This window comes from Halomonas sp. AOP27-A1-41 (genome assembly GCF_052378605.1).
GTDB classification, from domain to species: Bacteria; Pseudomonadota; Gammaproteobacteria; order Pseudomonadales; family Halomonadaceae; genus Vreelandella; species Vreelandella citrativorans.
Genome location: NZ_JBQSXT010000013.1, coordinates 99593 through 119440 on the forward strand (window position 1 = coordinate 99593; position 19848 = coordinate 119440).

Consider the following 19848-nt stretch of genomic DNA (forward strand, 5'->3'; position numbering starts at 1 on the left):
AAAACAAACGCGCCGCTCAAATTGAGCGGCGCGTTGGGTGTTTATCTGCCGTCACCCTGCCATAAATCTTGGCAGCCAAAGGGCAATTTGTGGCCAGATGCTCACCAGCATGGCAGCAACACACATGAGCAGGAAAAACGGCAGTGATGCCCATGCAACACGGCTGATGCTTTCACCTGTCAGGCTTTGCAGTACAAAGAGATTGAAGCCAACAGGCGGGGTAATCTGACCAAGCTCAATCATGATAATCAGAAAAATACCAAACCAGATTGGATCAAATCCTGCCAGCAAAACGATGGGGAGCGTAATCGGCAAACTCATTACGGTAATCGAAATACCGTCCAGGAAGAGCCCCAGCACGATATAGAAAATGGCTAGCGCAAACAGCAATACCATGGGACTGAAGTTCTGCTCAGCAATCCAACCTGCCAACTCGCGCGGTAGATGTAGATATCCCATCGCCGTAGATAGAAGCGTTGCTGTGATTAGCAGACTACACACCATGATGGTGGTGATTAACGTCCCGCGAAATGCTTCAACAAATAGCCTGAGGTTTAGCTGTCTTTCAAATCCCAATAGCATCAGAGTAGCTGCCACGCCCACTGCTGCTGCTTCTGATGGTGTTGCAATGCCGCTATAGATTGATCCAATCACAATGGAGATCAGCAATAATATGGGCAACAGCAACACAAAGGATTGCCAGATAGTCTGTTCAGACACCACGGCTTTAGGCGTTAAGGATGGCGACATCCAGGACCTGAAACAGATATAGCAGCTGTAGAGAAAAGCGATCAAAAGCCCAGGCACCACGCCTGCCATAAACAGCTGACTGATCGATACCTCCGCTTGCACTCCATAGACAATCATCACGATTGATGGAGGAATTAACAGGCCGAGACTACCGGCGCCTGCCAGAGAGCCAATCGAAAGGTTTCTATCATAGCCTCTCTCTTTCAGCTCCTGAGTAGTAATTTTACCGATGGTGGCCGTTGTAGCCGCGCTGGAGCCACTCACGGCTGCAAATAATGTGCAGCCCAAAACGTTGGTATGGAGTATTCCGCCGGGCAAATGGCTGGTAATTGGTACAAGTCCCTTGAACAAACGCTCCGAGATATTCGAGCGAAATATCAACTCTCCCATCAGGATAAACAGCGGAATGGCAGATAATTCCCAGCTGTTGCTAGCCCGATATAAAATCCGAGAAAAAATCAGGCCAATGCGATCTGCACTAAAATCTCCAAACAGCCAAAGAGAGCCGATAGACACTGCCATCATGGCAGCAAAAATCCACATGCCCATGGTCAGAAAGAAAAGCAGTAGAACCGCAACGCCTATAGCCGTCCAAAAAATATCCATGCATGACTTCCCATCAGTTAAATCTTATTCAGCTACAGGCAAATACTGAGAGCGCAACATCAGTATTTTCAGGGCTCTGACAAGAAGCGAAAAAGAGATCAGCCACATACCAATCAGTATCGCGCCCTCGGGTATCCAGATAGGCGTTTCAGCGAGCGTTTCACTGACCACCCCTCGGCTAAAACTCCGCTGAACGTTCTGCAGCCAGAACGTAGATATCCATAGAAAGCAGCCAGCGGCTACCAGGCTACTGAAGAGCTCAAGCGGCCATCGCTTATTCACAGGGATACGTTCAAGCAGAAGGGAAACTCTGATCAGCCCACCTTTCTCAAGTACGTAAGGAAGGCCTAGAAACGACATGGTGGCAACGGCATAGCCAATATACTCATCGAGGATATAGGTGGATTGGCCAAAAAACCTCAGCGCTATCTCCAGAAGAATATGGGCCAGCATATAAATAATCAGTACGATGGCAATCACAGCGCCGATTCTATTAAGCAGCATGGAGACTCGCTCCATGCTCTTTAGAAACATCATTGCTCGCCTCTAAACTCAACCAGGATTGATTGCCCCACATCACCAGTGTTTTGTAGCCAATTCTCAATAACGCTGGCTGATGCGTCCGAAAGCGCACTAAGCAACTCAGCTGATACCGGATCATTGATGGTTACATCATGCTCACCAAGCGTTTGATAGTTTTCTTCGGTGCGGGTCTCAACAGCCGCCCAATTGTGCTGGTCAGTGAGGCTGGCGGCTTCAAGAAGTGCATCTTGCTGCTCAGCGCTCAATGCCTCAAATACACCTTTATTCATATGTACCATATTGAGCGGGATAGCATATTGAACTCCCGCAAAATGGTTCTGATGCTCCCAGAAACTGCCATTCGCGCCCGCCTCTGCCGAGGTTAATACAGCACTGATTCCACCGGTAGCCAGCTGAGGCACTACATCTCCCCAGGACAGGCTGACGGGTGAAGCGCCTACATTTCGGAAAGTTTCCGTTCCACTGCGATCAAAGGTACGGATTTTTAAGTTTTCCAGGTCATCCGGACTCTCTATTGCCGTCTTGGACCAGACGCCGCTCGGCGGCCAAGGTGATGCATAAAGCAGTATCTGGCCATTATCTTCAAAGACTTCTTCGTAATGAGGTTTCGCTATTTCATATAAACGTCGCGCATCTGCGACGTTTTCAACAATAAAGGGCAAGGAAGAGAGCAGGAAGATAGAGTCAATTCCACTCATGGTGCCCGAAAGCGTATCGGCTATATCAACGGCGCCATCGGCAACGGCATAAAAGTGGTCTCCTGAATTAAAGCCTAAAGCACCACCCGTATGTAGCGTAATATTGATATCGCCACCCGTAAGTTCGCCTACTTTATCAATAAAATAGGCATCGCCTTGGGCGTGTATGGAGTTCGCATTATATTCATTGGAAAAGTCCATATTAGCTGACTGAGCAAAAGCGTAGCCGCTCACCAGTAACGAACCTAATAGAAGAGATGTGTTTATTACCGGCTTAAGCCCATTTTTTTTCGCAGCAGCTTTAGAAATCATTCAATGATCCTACTATTTATTATTGAAGGTATTTCTTAAACTACATTCATTGGCCAGCCAACTGTTTCCTATAGCGACATAAAAGCGTCAGATAGCGACACTGAGTGATAACAGATCTGGGAAGATAGGCCGTAACTTAATCACGGGGTCGTCGATCGCCCTCCAGGAAATTGGCCGTAAACACCGCTTTGCCGTACGTCTCAAACGACCACTTCATCACCTCGCTCAAGGCTGCCATCACCGCATCGAACTCACCAAATATCTGAGTGCTCATGCGGTTGGGATACACCTCTAGCCCCGTTGCCTCAAGGCGCTTGACCACGTCTTTTACTAGCGGTTTAACATCATTGCCCAGCGGGTAGTAGCTAAGCTGTACAGAAAGATACATAACGCCTCCTTACGTTGTGTGTGACGGCCTGCCAGTTGCGCTCGAAAAGCGCTGCCAAGCGGCCAGAATGGCTAACCGTGTTTCGTCGGGGTGCTCCATCGGAAACATATGGGTTCCTGGCGTGTCGCTCACGGTTAAGCCTTTCCGCTTCAAACGTTTGATACGCGCTGCGGTAAGCAAATCCGACTCCTGACCGGCAATAATCGCCAGCGGCACGCCTACCCGGCTCGGCAAGCGCGAAAGGTGGTCCGGCAAGTGGCGAAAAATCTCCACCTCGACACGCGGATCAAACGTCAATTCTGCGCTGCCATCCTCTAAAAGCCGGGTACCTGCTTCAATGTAGTCGTTAAGCGCTGCCGGGGTAAAGCGGCTAAAGAGGCCGCGCTGACTTAAGGATTTAGCCATCACCTCGCGGCTTGGCCATACGCTGCGCCGGCCCTGGGTCTTACCTGCCGGTGTGATGCGATCTATAAAACCAAAACGCTTGGCCACTTTCATGGCCCAGGCATCGGCTCCCAACATCAACGGCGGGTCGAGCAGGATCACCCCGCAAAAACGCTCGGGCTGCTTGTCGGCCGCCATCGCCATTAACGTGCCGCCCAGCGAATGCCCCACGCCTAGCAAGGGCGCTTGGGTATCCGGCAGATAGCTTAATAGCTCATCCACCAGGTTGGTCCAGTTGTGGTTCACTGGGTAGTCCGGATGATGCCCTAGCCGATCCACGGGGTGGATCTCAAAGGTATCGGCCAAGGGTTCGAGCAGGCTTTTATAGCTCAGCCCAGGAAACCCATTGGCATGGGCAAACATCAAATGAGGCCGTGCGGGGGTTGTTGTCATAAAAAAACTCTTGGGCCTTTAACGCCGCCGTTATGGTCGCCAGTACACGTGGCAATACCGTTTTCATACAATCGTTCTCATACAAGCGTTTTAACGTGCGGACTAAAGAGCGTCAATCGACATAAGGTTTAACAGGCTAACAAAATATCGGTAGGCGCTGATTTCTAAAACAGAGAGAGCTGCTCAGCGGGTGCGGCTTCTGCCAGGCGATACCCCACCCCCAGCAGACGCACCGGGCGCTCGCCGCGTGCCCAACCAACGTTCAACAGCGTCTCGAACTGCTCAAGGTTGGGCGCGGGGTCGGCATGCTCCACCGTGGTTTGGGTAAAATCGTTAAACTTCACCTTGACCATTAACCCTCTTACGCCAGGCGGTGGGTCCAAGCGGGCATAGCGGCGCTCTAAATCTTCTAACAGCACGGGGAGTTGTTGGCGGCACTCCGCAAGCGTGGGCAGGTCCTTGGCATAGGTCTGCTCGGTACTTACCGATTTACGCTCACGATGGGTTTTAACCGGCCGCTCGTCATGGCCGAGGCTTAACTCGTGCAAGCGTTTACCAAAGCGGCCAAACTGTTCCACCAGCTCAGTAAGTGGGCGAGCACGCAGGTCAGCGCAGGTATGGATATCCAGCCGCGCCATCTTTTCAGCGGTGCGTGGGCCCACCCCATGAATTTTTTTCACCGGCAGCGCCTGCACAAAGTGCTCCACTTCATCAGGCGTAATTACACACAGGCCGTCCGGTTTATTCCAGTCGCTGGCGATTTTGGCGAGGAACTTGTTGGGCGCCACTCCCGCCGACACGGTGATGCCTACCTCCCGCCGAACCCGCTCGCGGATCGCCTGCGCCATGCGCGTGGCACTGCCCTGGTGCAGCGTCACTTCGGAGACATCCAAAAACGCCTCGTCCAACGACAGCGGTTCGATTAAATCGGTCACCTCGCGATAAATCGCAAAGACCTGGCGCGCCACTTCCTTGTACTTGGCCATATCGCCACGGATAAGCGTTAAATGTGGGCAGCGTTTCAGTGCCTGAGCCATCGGCATGGCGGAATGAATGCCGTATTCGCGGGCGGGGTAATTGCAGGTCGCGACTACTCCGCGCTGCTCAACGCTACCCCCAATGGCAATGGGAATATCCTTGAGCGCCGGGTTGTCGCGCATTTCTACCGCCGCGTAAAAGCAGTCACAGTCGCAGTGGATAATTTTGCGCACTGGCCACCCTTCTCACCTGTAAAAAAACACAGTTTATCACAGGTTTTTCCTGTTCAGGTTCCGCAAAATGTTCTCAATACTTGTTCGCTGCTGGTGGCAGGAACGGCCAAGCGGCGTGCTTCCGGTGAATCCTCGAAGGGCTTGGTCACCGCTGCAAGCAAGGTATGAAAAGGTGCGTAGTCACCCTCGTAAGCGGCATTAATCACTTCCTGAACGCGGTGATTACGCGGAATAACGACCGGATTGGCGTGCCGCATCGCCTCCCAACGCGCTGCATCCTGATGGGCAACACATTCGGCCTGCCATGCTTCTATCCACGCGCCCAAGGCGTCAGGCTGAGTGGTTAACGCAAGCACGGCATCATGGGTTTGGGCACCTGGTGAGGCGGCGTACTGGGTCAACGCGTCAAAGGTTGCCGTCATATCCATCTTGCCTTGGGCCATTTGGATTTCAAGCGACGCCATCAGCGTATTGGCTTGCTCGCTATCAGACGAAAGCCCTAGCTTATCCGCCTGACGCTTGCGCTGCTCATCGGCATGTATATCGGTAAAACGATGAATGGCTTGCGTTGCCTGCTCCACCGCCCCATCGCCCTGCGCCTGCATTAGCGGCAGTAACGTTTCCGCCAGGCGGGCCAGGTTCCATTGGGCAATCGCGGGCTGATTGCCAAAGGCGTAGCGGCCGGCCTCGTCGATAGAGCTAAACACCTTTTGCGGATCAAACTGCTCCATAAAGGCACAGGGGCCGTAATCAATGGTCTCCCCGGTGATGCTGGTGTTATCAGTATTCATCACACCGTGGATAAAGCCTACGCTCATCCAGTGCGCCACCAGCGCGGCTTGGCGGGCAACAACCGCCTCCAGCAGTGCCAGGTAAGGATCATCGGCTTGGGCCGCGTCTGGGTAGTGGCGCTCAATCGCGTAATCCGCCAGGGCTTTTAGGGTCTGTTCATTACGCAGCACCGCAGCAAACTGAAAGGTGCCAACGCGCACGTGGCTGCGAGCCATCCGGGTAAAAACAGCCCCTGGCTCAGGTAGTTGGCGTCTAACCACCTCTCCGCTGGCTACCGCGGCCAGCGCCCGCGTAGTGGGTACGCCAATCGCCGCCATAAATTCACTGACCAGGTACTCACGCAGCACAGGCCCCAAGGGCGAGCGGCCATCACCGCCGCGTGAAAAAGGGGTTCGCCCGCTGCCCTTCAGCTGTATATCCCGCCGCTGGCCCTGCTCGTCTACCACTTCGCCCAGCAAAAGTGCCCGGCCATCCCCCAACTGAGAGACAAAATTACCAAACTGGTGGCCCGCATAGCCAAGCGCAATAGGGTCCGCGCCCGGGGGCAGCGTATTGCCGCTAAACCACTGCGCCAGCGTGGCGTTATCAGGCACCTCACTCGCCCCCAGGGTTTGGGCAAGGGAGTGATTAAAGGCAATTAAGCTGGGCGCTTTTACCGGCGTGGGCTGGCACGCCATCCACAGCGGTTCAGGTAGTGTTTTGTAAAAATGCTCAAACGTCAGCACAGTCACCTCCTCTATCATTGGGCGTTATCTCCTAATACCCTAGCAGTTCACTCAAGCAGGCGGTGAGATAATGTCATCTCTTCATGGGCTACCTTTGCCTCCGGTGTCACGCGACTTCTATCAACGCGATACCGTCGCCGTCGCCAACGACCTGTTAGGTTGCTGGTTAGTGCGTGTCATAGACGGCGTTCAGATGGCGGCGCGTATTGTCGAAACAGAAGCTTATTGCGGCGCCCACGACTCAGCCTGCCATGCCCACCGAGGATTAACGCCTCGCACGGCGGCGATGTTCGGCCAGCCCGGTCACGCCTACGTGTACCTGGTGTATGGCATGCACTGGCTGCTTAATATCGTCACCGAGCCTGAAGGCTCGCCTTGTGCAGTGCTGATCCGCGCTGTTGAACCCGTGCTTAACGAACAAGCCATGCGCGAGCGGCGCAGTATACCGGGCAGGCAATTATGTAACGGGCCCGGCAAACTCACCCGGGCACTTGGCGTGGATAAAGCACTTTACGGCCACGATATGACGCGCGCCGAGCAGTTGTGGGTATGTGCAGGCAGCCACTCGACGCCCATTGCCAGCGGCCCGCGTGTCGGCATCGACTACGCCGAGCCTCATGATCGTGATGCGCCCTGGCGGTTTTGGCTGGAAGGCAACCCGTGGGTATCCAAAGCGCGCTGACCCAGCGTCAACCGCTTAACGGCATGGGTTAATACCGGCGTTAATGGGGCACGCCATTGATGGCTGAGTAGCGTATCTGCCCGGGTAACACCCAGCGACAGCGAGGCAATGGGCAAGCCCATGGCATGAGCATCACGACAGAAGCGGTAGCCCGAAAACACCATTAACGACGTGCCTACGGCCAGCACCGCATCCGCCTTGTTCAAGCCTGCCTGCGCCGCTTGGCGACGCTCAGCAGGCACCACATCGCCATAATAAACCACGTCCGGCTTTAAAATGCCGCCGCAACGCGGGCAATCAAGCACGCGAAACGTACTGAAATCGGTTTCCAGGTCAGCGTCGCCATCCGGCGCGTGCGTGGCATTAAGTACCGCAAAGGCAGGGTTCATGCGCGCCATTTCGCTATGCATGGCGTGGCGCATCATCTGGTAATGGCAGGTCATGCACTTCACCAGATCCGCTCGGCCGTGCAGGTCGATGACACGCTTTGAACCTGCCCGCTGATGAAGGCGATCAACATTCTGCGTTACCAAAAGCTCTACAAACCCCATCGCCTCTAGCGCGGCCAACGCCTGGTGAGCGCCACTTATTTGGGCTTCGCGGAGTGCTTTAAATCCGACCAGCGCACGCGCCCAATAGCGCTGACGCACGCTGAGCGATGCCATAAAGTCACCATGCTGAACAGGAGGTGGCCGCTTCCACTGACCGTTAGCGTCGCGGTAGTCGGGAATACCGCTATCGGTACTCACACCTGCGCCGGTAATTACCCACAACCTGGGGTGCTGCTCGATAAAGCGAGCAAGCTCAAACCCCGCTTGGGCCACACTTTTTTCCATTTCCACGGCCTGCGTCAATTGATGCCCTAGGCAAGTTTCCCCTATCTCGACGATACTGTAGGACATTATGGGCACATGCAACGTACCTGGTCTTAACGTACTGAGCAGCGATGCCTGACCATGCATTGAAGGAGCGCCTCATGCAGAGCGATCACGATATTATTATTGTTGGCGGCGGTATGGTGGGAGCCGCGCTGGCGGCCCGGTTGGGTAACGCGGGCTACGCTATCGGACTGATCGAGCGAGGTGCCACGCCTACCCCCATGAGCGGCGATTATGACCTGCGTATTTCATCGTTAAACGCCCGCTCGCTGGCGTTTGTTAAGCTTAGCGGTACAGAACTGCCCCAGGAACGCTGCTGCCCCTTCCGCCACATCGATGTCTCCAACCTGGACGGCACTGGGCATAGCGTGTTCTCTGCCAATGATAGCGGCATGGACGATTTTGGCCTGTTTATTGAAAACCGAACGCTTCAGTACGCCCTTTGGCAGCGCCTTAAAGAGCTGCCCAGCGTTACCTATTATACCCACTGCGCGCCTATCAATACGCTGATTGCTGGCGACAAGCGGGTGGTCGAACTGGATAACGGCAAGATGCTGAGCGCACGCCTGGTGGTCGGTGCCGACGGCGCGCGTTCAACGCTACGCCAGCTAGCGGGCATCGAGGTCACTAGCCATAACTACCATCAGCGGGCGCTGATTGTGAACGTGGAAACAGCGCTTCCTCAGCAGGATGTGAGCTGGCAATACTTTACGCCGACCGGGCCCATCGCCATGCTGCCGCTACCCGGCCATCGGGCATCGTTAGTGTGGTACGACCATGATGAGACGACCAAAGCCCGCGAAGCGCTGGATGACGATGCGCTTAAAGCGGCGATTGAAAACGCGTACCCCAAACGGCTGGGTAAACTGACCCGCATTGTCGCCCGCGCCAGCTTCCCGATTAAACGCCAGCACGCCCGCCGCTATATCGGCAAGCGCTTGGCGTTAATTGGCGATGCTGCCCATGTGGTTCATCCGCTGGCAGGCCAAGGGTTAAATATTGGCCTGCACGATGCCGATACATTGGCCGAGATGGTTATTAAAGGCCGCGACCCGGGCGACCACATTAACCTGCACCGTTTCGAGTGCCAGCGCCGCGTGGCAAATCAGGCCATGATCGCCGCGACCGACAGCTTCCACCACTTGTTCACCGGCGCCAAACCACTGCGCCAGCTGGGTGATCTAAGCCTGCATTTGGCCGAACGCTTCCCACTCGCCAAGCGCATGATGATGCAACAGGCCAATGGGTTGAATCCGTTTAAGAGGGGATAAAAGTATTTAATAACGGCCGATAAACGCAGTGGCGCATGCTGCCAAGTAGTGGAGCTTGCGCCAGCTACTTACGGGTTATTAGCACTTCGTAAGGCGGTGAGCCCCACTCCCGCTGACTGAAAACCACCATCAACCGCAATCGTCTGCCCCGTGACATACCCGCCCTCTGGGGAGCATAAAAAGGCAATCACCTCGGCTATTTCTTTCTCCTGACCAAACCGGTTAAGAGGAATCGTCTCAAGGTAGCTTGCTTTCATTTCCGGCGCGGCTTCCACCAGCTTTGCCAATAGCTCCGTCTCTACGGGCCCAGGCGCCACGCAGTTGGCTCTTATACCGTACTCGCCCAACTCCATTGCCTGCTGCTTGGTTAAATGAATAACCGCCGCCTTGGACGTACCATAAGCCGTTCTTAACGTACTGGCGCGCAAACCCGCGATAGAAGCTACGTTAACAATCGCTCCGGATACCTTTTTCATCAGCGGCGTAAGGGCCTGCGTAACAAGAAAGGTGCCGTCCAGGTTCACCGACATGATTTTTTTCCAACTATCAAAGCCAGTCTCCTCTATCGGATGAAGAGCGGCTATTCCTGCGTTATTGACTAGCGCGTCGACACGACCATATTGGCGCTCGATGACCGCAGCCATGGCGATAACGTCATCAGGATTAGAAACATCACATTCGATTGGCAGCACGCCGCTGTACGTCTCGGCCAATTCGTTGGCAACCGTGTAGCTCATATCCACCACGGCTACGTCATAACCCTTTGCAAGAAAAATCTCTACGGCAGCAAGCCCGATTCCCCGCGCACCACCGGTTACAACGGCAACTTTTTTAGTGACCATCAAGCACCTCTTCTCTCGTTATTATTGACTGACCAAAAGCATGGATATCTGCGGGAAAAAAGCCACTAATGCGAGCCCTACCAAACACGCGCCAACACAAATAAAGGTGCCTCGCGCTATTTTTTCAATGGAAAGACCTGTCACATTCGCAGCGACATAAAGATTAATACCCACAGGTGGTGTTATCAGGCCAATGGAGAGGTTAATCATCACCAAAACACCAAACCAGACAGGGTCCCAGCCAAGCTGGTGCACAATAGGAAGAAACACCGGTAACGAAATAAACATCACCGTCACCGCATCCATAAACATGCCAATAATCAGCAAGATCAGCATGATAACCAATAAAACAACCCACTCGTTGTTGCTCATGCCTAACAGCATGGAAGAGTAAGTGCCTACCAGGTCATCAACCGTCACCACCCAACCAAACAGGCTTGCGTACGCAACCACCAGCATGACGACGGCAGACGATGCCGCTGCATCACTAACGGCTTCATACAATTTTTTGATGCTTAATGTTTTATAGATGACCGCGCCCACCAGTAACGCATAGATAGTGGCCACTAATGCGGCTTCCGTAGGGGTAAACACACCGGCGTATATCCCTCCCAAAATAACGACCGGCGTGAGCAGGCCCCAAAAAGAGTCTTTAAAGGAAGCCCATAATCGACCTGCATAGCCCAGTTGCGGGTAAGGGTTATCGCCCATCGACATAACGGAAGGTTCAGATGACAGGCCAGATGATCCCGCAGCTCCTGCGTTTTTCACGCGCCCCCACGGCAGGGTCACTATCATTAAACCGCCCATCATCAGGCCAGGTAAAATGGCAGCCATAAACAGCTTCGATATTGAGGTTTCAGCAATAACGCCGTAAATCACTAACCCGATAGAAGGCGGGATAACGATCGACAAGGCCGCGCCCGTACACACCAAACCTGCAGCATAGGCCTTGCGGTAGCCGTCTTCTTCCATGCCTTTTATGATCATGGGCCCAATGGCGGCAACCGATGCCGGGCCAGAACCGCTAACAGCCCCCCAAAACAAACAAACGACCGTACCGACGATACCCATTCCTCCGGGCAGACCACCCACCAGTACTCTGAAAAAACGGATCATCCGGTCAGCAATTCCAAGCCTTCCCATCAACGTTCCAGCAAGAATAAAGAAGGGAATCGCTAATAATGAAAATTTGGTAATACCTGTCGCAATCAAATCACCGGCGAGATCTAATCCAAACCCCATGTGCCACATGGCATAAATAGCGGACAGGCCGAGTGAGAATGCGACGGGCACTCTCAACAAAAGCAGCAGGAAAAAGGCGGTAATCATCTGTGAACCTGTCGAAAGCGTGCCGAAGATATCAAACATCTGCGCCTCCGATCGTGGCTTCCACGTTGCCGTTCATTTCTTGCCATGCACGCTGCAAAAAGCGGATAGCAATGAGAATAAAGCCAAAGGGTACAGCAACATGATAGTACCAGGCGGGTAACCCTAGTCCGTAAGAGCGGGTTCCACTATTAAACTGATTGCTTAATACTTCCCAGGAGAAATAGGCTGACATGCATAGTAACGTTACAGACAGCAGCACAGACAACATAAAGACGACTGTTTTAGCGTGCCTTGGCAATACGTTATAGAGAACAGTTACCGCCAAGTGTTCACCCCGCCTTGCCGCAATCGCCGCGCCAAAAATGGTTAATATCAAAAACCCATTGGTAAGAAGTTCTTCTGTCGCGGCAAGCGAGTAGTTAGTACCGTATCGAACAACGACATTAGCGAAGCCAAGTAGCGCCATACTCAAGAAGAGGCCAGTGCATACTATTTTTTCAAATTCGTTAATTATAAATTTCATAAGGCATTGACCCTATACTGACACCAATAACTCTGACTAAGGTTAGTCAGAGTTATTGTCAGTAAATGCTATTCGTTATTGCTGCTTGGAACTTTCTATCGTTTCGACAAAGCTGGAAACAATGTCAGGACCGACTCTTTCAGCCCAGATATCAAAGGCAGGTGCCGTTGCTTGCCTAAATACCTCAATCTCTTCCGGGGTCAATTCGGTAATATCCATGCCTTGCTCACGAAGAAAGTCGACGCCCTTGGCCGTATTTTCGCGAGTGATGGCGAGCTGATGCGCCATGGCCTGGTCAGCCGCTTGCTGAACCATCTCCTGCGTTTCAGCATCGAAGCTTTCCCAACGCTGCTTGGAAACGCCTAAAAAGACAGGGTCATACGAGTAGTGCCAGAGCGTTATATAGTCTTGCACTTCATAAATACGCTGGGGAATGATAACGGCACCAATTCCGTTCTCCTGGCCGTCAACAACGCCTTGCTGCAATGCCGAGATCGTCTCGACCCACTGCATTTGCTGCGGGTTGGCGCCCAGTGCATCCATAACATCAACATACATAGGACCTGCCACACGCATATTTAACCCGCGCATATCGTCAGGGCTACGAATCGGCCGTTTACTATTGGTCAGTTCACGAAAACCGCTTTCACCCCAGGCCAGCACCTTAACGCCCTTTTCATCCATGATCTCTTCAAGCAACGTAACCGGCTCGCCGTTCATGGTGGCGTCTACCTGATCATAACCGTCGTAGAGATAAGGCAGTGAAAAAACAGCCATTTCAGGTATTAACGGCGTGACATTAATGGCGGAGGTCATCACTAAATCAATAGCGCCCCTACCCACCATTTCAAACTGGCGCATCTGGTCGCCACCCGCTAACTGCGAGTTAGGAAACGTACGAACCGACAGTTCGCCTTCTGAGGCTTCATTTAACAAGTCGTTAAAGAGTTCAGCGGCTTCATGCCACGTGGTGGTGTCACCGGTGTTATGAGAAAGCCTTAATGTTTCAGCGGATGCCGCACTGGCAAAAAGCAAGCTTGCAGCAGAGGTGGCCCAGACAGTTTTTAAAAAAGCATGGCGTTTCATTATGTTCTATTCCTCGTGGCGTATCCGTGCTAACGCACTTGATTGTTATAATCCACAATATGGACCATTCGTTATATATACGACAATAAAAATTTGCCAAAAGCATTCCAGAAAGTCAAAGTATCAGCAAAACAAGCTCAATACACGCGCCATTAAAACAACAATCGGTCCATAATATGGAACATAAAGCCTTAATAACGGAGAGCACAACCGCTGGTGCACAAAGCGTCGACCGTGCACTGGGGTTATTAAGCCTGATTGCTCGACAAGCCGAAGGCAGCTCACTGGCCGATTTAACCAGGCACAGTGGTTTAAACAAGCCCACGGTAAGACGATTGCTGCTGGCACTTATTAATGCAGGAATGGTAGAGCAATCGCCCGCTAATCATCATTATCAATTAGGCCCAGAAGCCTATTTGCTGGGCCACAGAGCTTCCGAGCAACATAACCTGACGCGCCTGGCTACGTGCAATGTCGCTCGTTTAGCGCAGCGAACGGAAGATGCCGCTTGCCTTTCTATCCGCCGAGGCCACTTCTCGCTGTGTCTGTATCGTGAAGACGGCGTTTACCCCATTCGGACCCATGCCCTTGTGCAAGGCGCCTATCATCCTCTGGGAGTAGGCGCAGGCTCACTCGCCATGTTGGCAGCGCTGCCTGACGCTGAAATTACCCACGTATTAGATGCTCAACGCTCGCTCCTTGAACAGCAATACCCCCAACTGGCTCCAGAGCATATGGTAAACCTGGTGAACGAAACGCGGTTGCAGGGCTATGCCGTTAACCCTGGGCTGGTGTTTGCGGATTCATGGGGAATCGGCATTGCCCTACGTTGGCCTGATGGCGTACTGGCCGGCTCACTTTCGTTGGCAGCGATAGAGAGCCGCATGCAGGAACCACGCCGCTCCCAAACGCTTGTGCCGAGATTAAAAGAAGAAGCGTTAGCGATTGAGCATCTGTTAGCCGCTGAATTTACAAGACATCAAACATCTCCCACTCCCCTCGCCAGGAGCAAATAATGACAAAAGCACAGATCGTCGGTTGGGCCCACTCCCCTTTTGGAAAATTGCCCGAACCCGATACCCAAGCGCTGATGCAAAGCGTGGTTCAGGATGCGCTCGTTCATGCAGGCGTCGACCATGAGGCTATCGACGGCATTTTTGTCGGTGTCTATAACAATGGTTTCTCGGCTCAGGACTTCCAGGCAGCCCTGGTGGCGATGGGCGACGAGCGCTTTGCGCACACGCCCGCCACGCGTTACGAAAATGCCTGCGCGACAGGCAGCGCAGCGCTGCATGGCGCGCTCGACTTTATAGAGTCTGGCCGTGGACGCATCGCCCTGGTCATCGGCGCTGAAAAAATGACGGCAACGCCTACCGCTGAAGTGGGCAACATTCTGCTAAGCGCCAGCTATCACCATGAAGAAGCCCATATTGCGGGGGGCTTTGCGGGAGTGTTCGGTGAAATTGCGGAACGTTACTTCCAAACCTACGGGGATCGCTCCTACGAACTCGCCATGATCGCGGCCAAAAACCACGCCAACGGCGTGTTTAACCCCTATGCCCAAATGCGCAAAGATATCGGCGTCGATTTCTGCGCCACCGTTTCAGACCGCAACCCGACGGTCGCAGGTCCTTTGCGCCGCACAGACTGCTCGCTCATTTCGGATGGCGCGGCAGCCATGATCATTGCCGATGCCGAAACGGCCACTCAATTAAAGCGTGCGATTGCCTTTCGGGCACGAACGCAAGCCAATGACTTAATGGCGCTTTCAAGACGAGACATATTGGAGTTTCGTGGGGCATCAATGGCCTGGCAGAAAGCGCTCGCAAGCGCTGACGTCAATATTATGGATTTATCCCTCGTCGAAACGCACGACTGCTTCACTATCGCCGAGCTGCTTGAATACGAAGCGATGGGGCTCGCCAAAAAAGGGGAAGGCTATCGTGTTATTCAGGAAGGTATCACGCAAAAAGATGGCGCCTTGCCTGTCAATCCATCCGGCGGGCTAAAGTCCAAAGGCCATCCTATCGGCGCTACCGGTGTTTCCATGCATGTAATGGCCGCCATGCAGTTAATGGGTGAGGCGGAACAGATGCAAATACCCAATGCAAACCTGGCTGGCGTCTTCAATATGGGCGGCGCGGCCGTTACTAATTACGTGTCTATTCTGGAGCGTGTGAAATGAGCCTGAATGAACACAATAGCGTCATGCCTGTTTCTACCCGAGTAATGAACCTGTCTCACCTTCTCACCGAAAGCGCGCGCCGCTTCTCGAATGAGATTGGCTTTGTGTGGGGCGAAAAGACCTGGACATGGAAACAGATGGAGGAGCGCTCACAAGCGTTTGCGTACGCGCTCCGCCATGAAATGGGCCTGCAAAAGGGTGACCGCTTACTGGTTCAGTCCTCCAACTGCCACCAAATGTTTGAAGCAATGTTTGCCTGTTGGAGAATAGGCGCCGTATGGGTGCCGACCAACTATCGTCAGTCGCCCGACGAAGTGGCTTACCTGGCTGAATCCTCTGGGGCAAAAGGCCTGCTTTGTGGCGCCAGCTTTACCCATCACGCCGCCGCTTGCGCCCCTCTTGTTGATGTGACGATCTCGATTGGAGAGAGTGATTTCGCCGTCGATTACGAAACGCTGGTGGAACGCTTTTCAGGCCAGCACATGCCAACCGCTGCGGTTAATCGCGATGACCCTGCGTGGTTTTTCTTCACCTCTGGTACCACCGGGCGCCCCAAGGCAGCGGTACTGACCCATGGCCAAATGGCCTTCGTTGTCACGAATCATTTATGTGACTTGATGCCAGGAACCAGCGCCTCTGACGCGTCTATCGTCGTCGCGCCTTTGTCTCACGGCGCGGGCGTTCATCAGCTTGCCCAAGTCGCTCACGGCGTTAAAACCATACTCCCAGCGGACGAGAAATTTGACCCCGAGGTGATTTGGCAGCTTGTTGAAAAGTGGAACGTGACCAACTTATTCACCGTTCCCACTATCGTCAAAATGCTCATTGAGCACTCCAGTGTAAAGCGGCATGACCACTCTTCCTTACGCTACGTTGTCTACGCTGGTGCGCCCATGTACCGGTCCGACCAGGTGAAAGCGCTGGAAACATTAGGGTCCGTGCTGGTTCAGTATTTCGGGCTTGGCGAGGTAACCGGCAATATAACGGTGCTGCCCCCTGCGCTTCACCACGTTGACGATAACCACATGAAAATCGGGAGCTGCGGCTTTTCGCGTACCGGCATGCAGGTGCAAATTCAGGATAGCAGCGGTGCTGAAGTTGCTGCCGGTGAAACGGGAGAAATCGCCGTCATCGGGCCGGCTGTTTTTGCGGGCTATTACAATAACGCCGAAGCCAATCAAAAGAGCTTTCGAGATGGCTGGTTTTTAACGGGCGACCTGGGCCATCGGGATGAAGAAGGATTCATTTACCTGACCGGGCGCGTTTCGGACATGTATATATCGGGCGGCTCCAACATTTATCCTCGCGAAATCGAAGAGAAGCTGCTTAGCCATCCTGCCATTTCCGAAACAGCCGTATTGGGCGTACCTGACCCTGTCTGGGGTGAAGTCGGCATAGCCGTGTGTGTGTTGTACCCCGGCCAGCCACTGGATGCTGCCTCCTTGAATACATGGCTAAGTGAGCGCATTGCTCGCTACAAGATGCCTAAAAGCTACGTATTCTGGGAAGAAATGCCCAAAACAGCTTATGGAAAAATCACTAAAAAGCTCATTCGTGAAACATTAACGGAGCGTGGTGAATTACAGGAGGCAACATGAGTTCACCACCCAGCAATACGACAACGCTTGGCTATATTGAGCACCCTGGCACGCCTGCACAAGCGCGCTACCAGGCGCAGCTCTGCCATACCCAAGAGCGATCACTCACGCTTGAAGGCGGCCAAACGCTACATGACGCCATCGTCCAAGCGCTTCAAAAGCAGGCCATCTCATCAGCGTACTTAACGATCAATAATGCAGCGATGCAAACGCTTCACTATGTCATCCCGGGCGATGACCCAAGTGGGCAACATGCCGCCTGGTACAGTGAAACGCACCGTTTATCACCACCGGCCAATATACACACCGCAGGCATTCATGTAGGCCTGCGTGATGGTGAACCTTTCCTGCATTGCCACGGGATATGGCAGCAAGGCGATGGGCATACCGCGGTTGGCCATCTGCTAGCGCCCGCGTCGATATTAGCCAATGACATTGAGGTATCGTGTATCGCGATAGAAGGCGCCTATTTGGCCGTCACGGCTGATGAAGAAACCCGGTTTCCTCTTTTTGCGCCTTACCAGGGTGCCAGCAGTGCCGCTAAGCCCAACGCCCTCTTACTGACGCTACGCCCGAATCAAGACCTCAATACCGCCATCGCAGCAACCACTAAACGTTACGGGATTGATACGGCACAGATCATGGGCCTTGGAAGCCTGGTGAAAACCTGTTTTACAGACGGCCACCAGCTTAAAAGCCACGCGAATGAAATACTGATACTCAATGGAACATTGAAAGATGGGCAACCCTCACTTCAAGCAGTCTCTGTCGGTATCGGTGGCGAACAACATCAAGGAGCGCTTGCCCCTGGGCGAAATGCTATCTGCGTTACCTGTGAGCTATTGCTGAGCTTTTAATTCGCTCTTATCAGTTAACGTAGAAGGCGTCAGCGCCACGTGGCCCGCCTGGCAACGATGACGAATACCGACAGTTTCCCTTAACGCTATGCTATCGCGTGACCAATTATCGCTGGATAATTTAAGGTTACCTAGTCATACGATTCGCATTCGCCAATAGTATAATTAGGCAGCAAGCTAATGGACGGGATCCATTTACCACTCTTTAGGATTAATCAATGTCTTCAGAATCGGCCGATTTGGCAGCGTTGGAGCGTTTTTTCGAGAAATTGGCACTGCTGCCTAAACCAGAACCTTTAACACCCAATTTGTTTTCCGTTGCAGGGCCAGGTCAGCATGAGAACCGGCTATCCGACTTAATGGCCTTCTTTATGGGCGGCTATCCCGGCGCACCGCACTGGTTAGCCAAGGCCATTTTGCATGCGCTAGCTCGTAAGTTTGATCATGACGATCTACAGCAAGTCGACTGGGAAGCAATCACTACCGAACGGGAAGTAGGAAGCTGGAATGTTGAAAGCGAGTCAACCAAACGCTTGGACTTAGTGGTTTCGGGAAACGACTTCGTATTAGGCATCGAGCATAAAGTATGGGCTGCAGCGACGAATAATCCGTTTTATGCCTATGACAAATTGCTGGAAAGCTATGCGGTTACCACCTACAAGTGCGTTTTATGCCCGGATGACACCAAAGAAGGTGTTCGGATACCCGCCCGTAACGCAGGCTGGCCGACGCTATCCTACTCGGAAATAGTGGCCTCGGCGTATGAACTTTACGGGCAAGACGTGGCCCCGTCCAATCAGACAAAATGGCAAGTTTTCTACCAGGAATTATTACAGCATCTCGCCTCTATCGCCCACCCAACTGAAGAAAAGACGATGACAAAAAACGAACTGGATTTTTCGTTAAAGCATTTCAATAGCTTATATGAAGCATCTCAACGTTTGAAACAATTCGAGCAAGAACTGGTGGCGGAAGGTAAAAGTCATATTGCTGCTGCATTGCAAATAGCGACGACAGACATTAATACCAAAAATAACCCCGAGGACTGGGGTGACAATATAAAAGCCTGGCGCTTTTCCCCCAGTACTTGGGGTAATTCAGGAGCTGCCCAAATATGTCTCATTTATTATCCTTCTTCAGTGTCAGAAGGCGATGAAAGTATCGGTTTTGAAGTTCGAGTATATCTGGAAAGCCAAACAAGCAATGACCCTTGGCTAAAAAATATCGAGCAAGCTTTCCTGGACGTAACACCTGACACTAAACAGCCGAGCTGTAGCTGGTACAGAGACGGTAATGACACGCATACCTGGTACGAAGTTAAAGGGCGCTGTTTAGCATTGAGTGCATGGCCCCACGAGTACACTAAAGCAGGCGCCATGAAAGCGCTGGGCGATTTAGCGAAATGGGTGAACGAGCACGCCTTCCTGCCAGAAGCCCAAGCCACAACCCACTCCTAATAGTGAGCAGTTAACCATCGCTGTATTGCCTCAAGTGACGCCTCGCTCGGTAATGCATTGCAATAGCCACGTATTTTGCACTCCCCACTGGCTGCCTTGTGAGGAGATCGCGATGGTTAACGCTTCTGGTGCTTCCATGTGGTAGACAAATACCTGACGAGCGCTGACTTGTGCCGCATAACTGCCAATGCAGTGATGCATTTGCTTGCCTTCAGCCAGTAAAGCATCCCAACTTTCCAACGCAACAATATCGGATTTTCTAAATGATACTGAAT

General features: G+C 52.9%; 20 protein-coding genes. 7 read left to right on the forward strand and 13 right to left on the reverse strand.

Annotated features, from left to right (window positions below; all coding sequences use genetic code 11):
- Positions 1 to 51 precede the first annotated feature (51 nt).
- From ACT3TC_RS10470 to ACT3TC_RS10500, 7 genes are all read right to left on the reverse strand, one after another.
- Positions 52 to 1356, reverse strand: a complete 1305-nt coding sequence (locus ACT3TC_RS10470) for a TRAP transporter large permease (protein WP_444639978.1) — start codon at positions 1354 to 1356, stop codon at positions 52 to 54.
- A gap of 24 nt (positions 1357 to 1380) precedes the next feature.
- On the reverse strand, positions 1381 to 1860 hold the full coding sequence (locus tag ACT3TC_RS10475; protein ID WP_444639980.1) for a TRAP transporter small permease: 480 nt from the start codon (positions 1858 to 1860) through the stop codon (positions 1381 to 1383).
- A 29-nt stretch (positions 1861 to 1889) separates the two neighbouring features.
- The gene (locus tag ACT3TC_RS10480) at positions 1890 to 2909 is read right to left on the reverse strand and encodes a TRAP transporter substrate-binding protein (protein ID WP_444639981.1); all 1020 of its coding nucleotides are present in this window, start codon (positions 2907 to 2909) and stop codon (positions 1890 to 1892) included.
- A 136-nt stretch (positions 2910 to 3045) separates the two neighbouring features.
- The gene (locus ACT3TC_RS10485; protein ID WP_172118653.1) at positions 3046 to 3297 is read right to left on the reverse strand and encodes a thiamine-binding protein; all 252 of its coding nucleotides are present in this window, start codon (positions 3295 to 3297) and stop codon (positions 3046 to 3048) included.
- Positions 3298 to 3306: 9 nt separating this feature from the next.
- Positions 3307 to 4134: an alpha/beta fold hydrolase gene (locus tag ACT3TC_RS10490; protein ID WP_444639983.1), complete on the reverse strand. Its 828-nt coding sequence runs from the start codon at positions 4132 to 4134 to the stop codon at positions 3307 to 3309.
- Between the two features lie 164 nt (positions 4135 to 4298).
- The gene (dinB, locus tag ACT3TC_RS10495; RefSeq protein WP_444631108.1) at positions 4299 to 5345 is read right to left on the reverse strand and encodes a DNA polymerase IV; all 1047 of its coding nucleotides are present in this window, start codon (positions 5343 to 5345) and stop codon (positions 4299 to 4301) included.
- Positions 5346 to 5398: 53 nt separating this feature from the next.
- Positions 5399 to 6880 (reverse strand): protein adenylyltransferase SelO, encoded by a 1482-nt coding sequence (locus tag ACT3TC_RS10500; RefSeq protein ID WP_444639985.1) that lies wholly within the window; start codon positions 6878 to 6880, stop codon positions 5399 to 5401.
- A 52-nt stretch (positions 6881 to 6932) separates the two neighbouring features.
- Here ACT3TC_RS10500 and ACT3TC_RS10505 point away from each other — a divergent pair, with 52 nt between their 5' ends.
- The gene (locus ACT3TC_RS10505) at positions 6933 to 7544 is read left to right on the forward strand and encodes a DNA-3-methyladenine glycosylase (RefSeq protein WP_444639987.1); all 612 of its coding nucleotides are present in this window, start codon (positions 6933 to 6935) and stop codon (positions 7542 to 7544) included.
- Here the strand turns inward: ACT3TC_RS10505 and ACT3TC_RS10510 are convergent.
- A complete protein-coding gene (locus tag ACT3TC_RS10510) occupies positions 7478 to 8380 on the reverse strand; it encodes an NAD-dependent protein deacetylase (protein WP_087107848.1) in 903 nt (300 codons plus the stop codon). The genes ACT3TC_RS10505 and ACT3TC_RS10510 overlap by 67 nt on opposite strands.
- A 140-nt stretch (positions 8381 to 8520) precedes the next feature.
- Between ACT3TC_RS10510 and ACT3TC_RS10515 the strand changes: the two genes are divergently transcribed.
- Positions 8521 to 9693 carry a UbiH/UbiF/VisC/COQ6 family ubiquinone biosynthesis hydroxylase gene (locus ACT3TC_RS10515; protein ID WP_444639989.1) on the forward strand — a complete coding sequence of 391 codons (1173 nt, stop codon included), beginning with the start codon at positions 8521 to 8523 and terminating at the stop codon, positions 9691 to 9693.
- A 68-nt stretch (positions 9694 to 9761) separates the two neighbouring features.
- Here ACT3TC_RS10515 and ACT3TC_RS10520 read toward each other — a convergent pair whose 3' ends face one another.
- From ACT3TC_RS10520 to ACT3TC_RS10535, 4 genes are all read right to left on the reverse strand, one after another.
- Complete coding sequence (locus tag ACT3TC_RS10520) at positions 9762 to 10535, reverse strand: SDR family NAD(P)-dependent oxidoreductase (RefSeq protein WP_444639991.1); 774 nt, start codon at positions 10533 to 10535, stop codon at positions 9762 to 9764.
- A gap of 21 nt (positions 10536 to 10556) precedes the next feature.
- Positions 10557 to 11906 (reverse strand): TRAP transporter large permease, encoded by a 1350-nt coding sequence (locus ACT3TC_RS10525; protein WP_444639993.1) that lies wholly within the window; start codon positions 11904 to 11906, stop codon positions 10557 to 10559.
- A complete protein-coding gene (locus ACT3TC_RS10530; RefSeq protein ID WP_444639994.1) occupies positions 11899 to 12390 on the reverse strand; it encodes a TRAP transporter small permease in 492 nt (163 codons plus the stop codon). Before ACT3TC_RS10530 ends, ACT3TC_RS10525 begins: the two co-directional genes overlap by 8 nt.
- A gap of 75 nt (positions 12391 to 12465) precedes the next feature.
- Entirely contained in the window at positions 12466 to 13476 is a 1011-nt protein-coding gene (locus ACT3TC_RS10535) for a DctP family TRAP transporter solute-binding subunit (RefSeq protein WP_444639996.1), read from the reverse strand.
- A gap of 176 nt (positions 13477 to 13652) precedes the next feature.
- On the opposite strand from ACT3TC_RS10535, the gene ACT3TC_RS10540 reads away from it, so the two are divergent.
- The 5 genes from ACT3TC_RS10540 (at position 13653) to ACT3TC_RS10560 (ending at position 19573) form a co-directional block, all read left to right on the forward strand.
- On the forward strand, positions 13653 to 14492 hold the full coding sequence (locus ACT3TC_RS10540; protein ID WP_087107836.1) for an IclR family transcriptional regulator: 840 nt from the start codon (positions 13653 to 13655) through the stop codon (positions 14490 to 14492).
- On the forward strand, positions 14492 to 15661 hold the full coding sequence (locus ACT3TC_RS10545) for an acetyl-CoA acetyltransferase (RefSeq protein ID WP_444639998.1): 1170 nt from the start codon (positions 14492 to 14494) through the stop codon (positions 15659 to 15661). The genes ACT3TC_RS10540 and ACT3TC_RS10545 overlap by 1 nt, the downstream gene beginning before the upstream one ends.
- Positions 15658 to 17259 (forward strand): acyl-CoA synthetase, encoded by a 1602-nt coding sequence (locus ACT3TC_RS10550; RefSeq protein WP_444640000.1) that lies wholly within the window; start codon positions 15658 to 15660, stop codon positions 17257 to 17259. Before ACT3TC_RS10545 ends, ACT3TC_RS10550 begins: the two co-directional genes overlap by 4 nt.
- A complete protein-coding gene (locus ACT3TC_RS10555) occupies positions 17256 to 18116 on the forward strand; it encodes a hypothetical protein (RefSeq protein WP_444640002.1) in 861 nt (286 codons plus the stop codon). The genes ACT3TC_RS10550 and ACT3TC_RS10555 overlap by 4 nt, the downstream gene beginning before the upstream one ends.
- Positions 18117 to 18334: 218 nt before the next feature.
- Positions 18335 to 19573 (forward strand): PDDEXK-like family protein, encoded by a 1239-nt coding sequence (locus tag ACT3TC_RS10560; RefSeq protein WP_444640004.1) that lies wholly within the window; start codon positions 18335 to 18337, stop codon positions 19571 to 19573.
- Positions 19574 to 19603: 30 nt separating this feature from the next.
- On the opposite strand, the gene ACT3TC_RS10565 is transcribed toward ACT3TC_RS10560, so the two are convergent.
- On the reverse strand, positions 19604 to 19848 hold a 245-nt coding region (locus tag ACT3TC_RS10565), incomplete at its 5' end, for a PcfJ domain-containing protein (protein WP_444640005.1).

Coding starts and splice junctions, on each gene's coding strand:
- ACT3TC_RS10470 (WP_444639978.1), bottom strand. CDS start 1,356: ATGGATATTTTTTGGACGGCTATAGGCGTTGCGGTTCTACTGCTTTTC.
- ACT3TC_RS10475 (WP_444639980.1), bottom strand. CDS start 1,860: ATGCTGCTTAATAGAATCGGCGCTGTGATTGCCATCGTACTGATTATT.
- ACT3TC_RS10480 (WP_444639981.1), bottom strand. CDS start 2,909: ATGATTTCTAAAGCTGCTGCGAAAAAAAATGGGCTTAAGCCGGTAATA.
- ACT3TC_RS10485 (WP_172118653.1), bottom strand. CDS start 3,297: ATGTATCTTTCTGTACAGCTTAGCTACTACCCGCTGGGCAATGATGTT.
- ACT3TC_RS10490 (WP_444639983.1), bottom strand. CDS start 4,134: ATGACAACAACCCCCGCACGGCCTCATTTGATGTTTGCCCATGCCAAT.
- ACT3TC_RS10500 (WP_444639985.1), bottom strand. CDS start 6,880: ATGATAGAGGAGGTGACTGTGCTGACGTTTGAGCATTTTTACAAAACA.
- ACT3TC_RS10505 (WP_444639987.1), top strand. CDS start 6,933: ATGTCATCTCTTCATGGGCTACCTTTGCCTCCGGTGTCACGCGACTTC.
- ACT3TC_RS10510 (WP_087107848.1), bottom strand. CDS start 8,380: ATGGAAAAAAGTGTGGCCCAAGCGGGGTTTGAGCTTGCTCGCTTTATC.
- ACT3TC_RS10515 (WP_444639989.1), top strand. CDS start 8,521: ATGCAGAGCGATCACGATATTATTATTGTTGGCGGCGGTATGGTGGGA.
- ACT3TC_RS10520 (WP_444639991.1), bottom strand. CDS start 10,535: ATGGTCACTAAAAAAGTTGCCGTTGTAACCGGTGGTGCGCGGGGAATC.
- ACT3TC_RS10525 (WP_444639993.1), bottom strand. CDS start 11,906: ATGTTTGATATCTTCGGCACGCTTTCGACAGGTTCACAGATGATTACC.
- ACT3TC_RS10530 (WP_444639994.1), bottom strand. CDS start 12,390: ATGAAATTTATAATTAACGAATTTGAAAAAATAGTATGCACTGGCCTC.
- ACT3TC_RS10535 (WP_444639996.1), bottom strand. CDS start 13,476: ATGAAACGCCATGCTTTTTTAAAAACTGTCTGGGCCACCTCTGCTGCA.
- ACT3TC_RS10540 (WP_087107836.1), top strand. CDS start 13,653: ATGGAACATAAAGCCTTAATAACGGAGAGCACAACCGCTGGTGCACAA.
- ACT3TC_RS10545 (WP_444639998.1), top strand. CDS start 14,492: ATGACAAAAGCACAGATCGTCGGTTGGGCCCACTCCCCTTTTGGAAAA.
- ACT3TC_RS10550 (WP_444640000.1), top strand. CDS start 15,658: ATGAGCCTGAATGAACACAATAGCGTCATGCCTGTTTCTACCCGAGTA.
- ACT3TC_RS10555 (WP_444640002.1), top strand. CDS start 17,256: ATGAGTTCACCACCCAGCAATACGACAACGCTTGGCTATATTGAGCAC.
- ACT3TC_RS10560 (WP_444640004.1), top strand. CDS start 18,335: ATGTCTTCAGAATCGGCCGATTTGGCAGCGTTGGAGCGTTTTTTCGAG.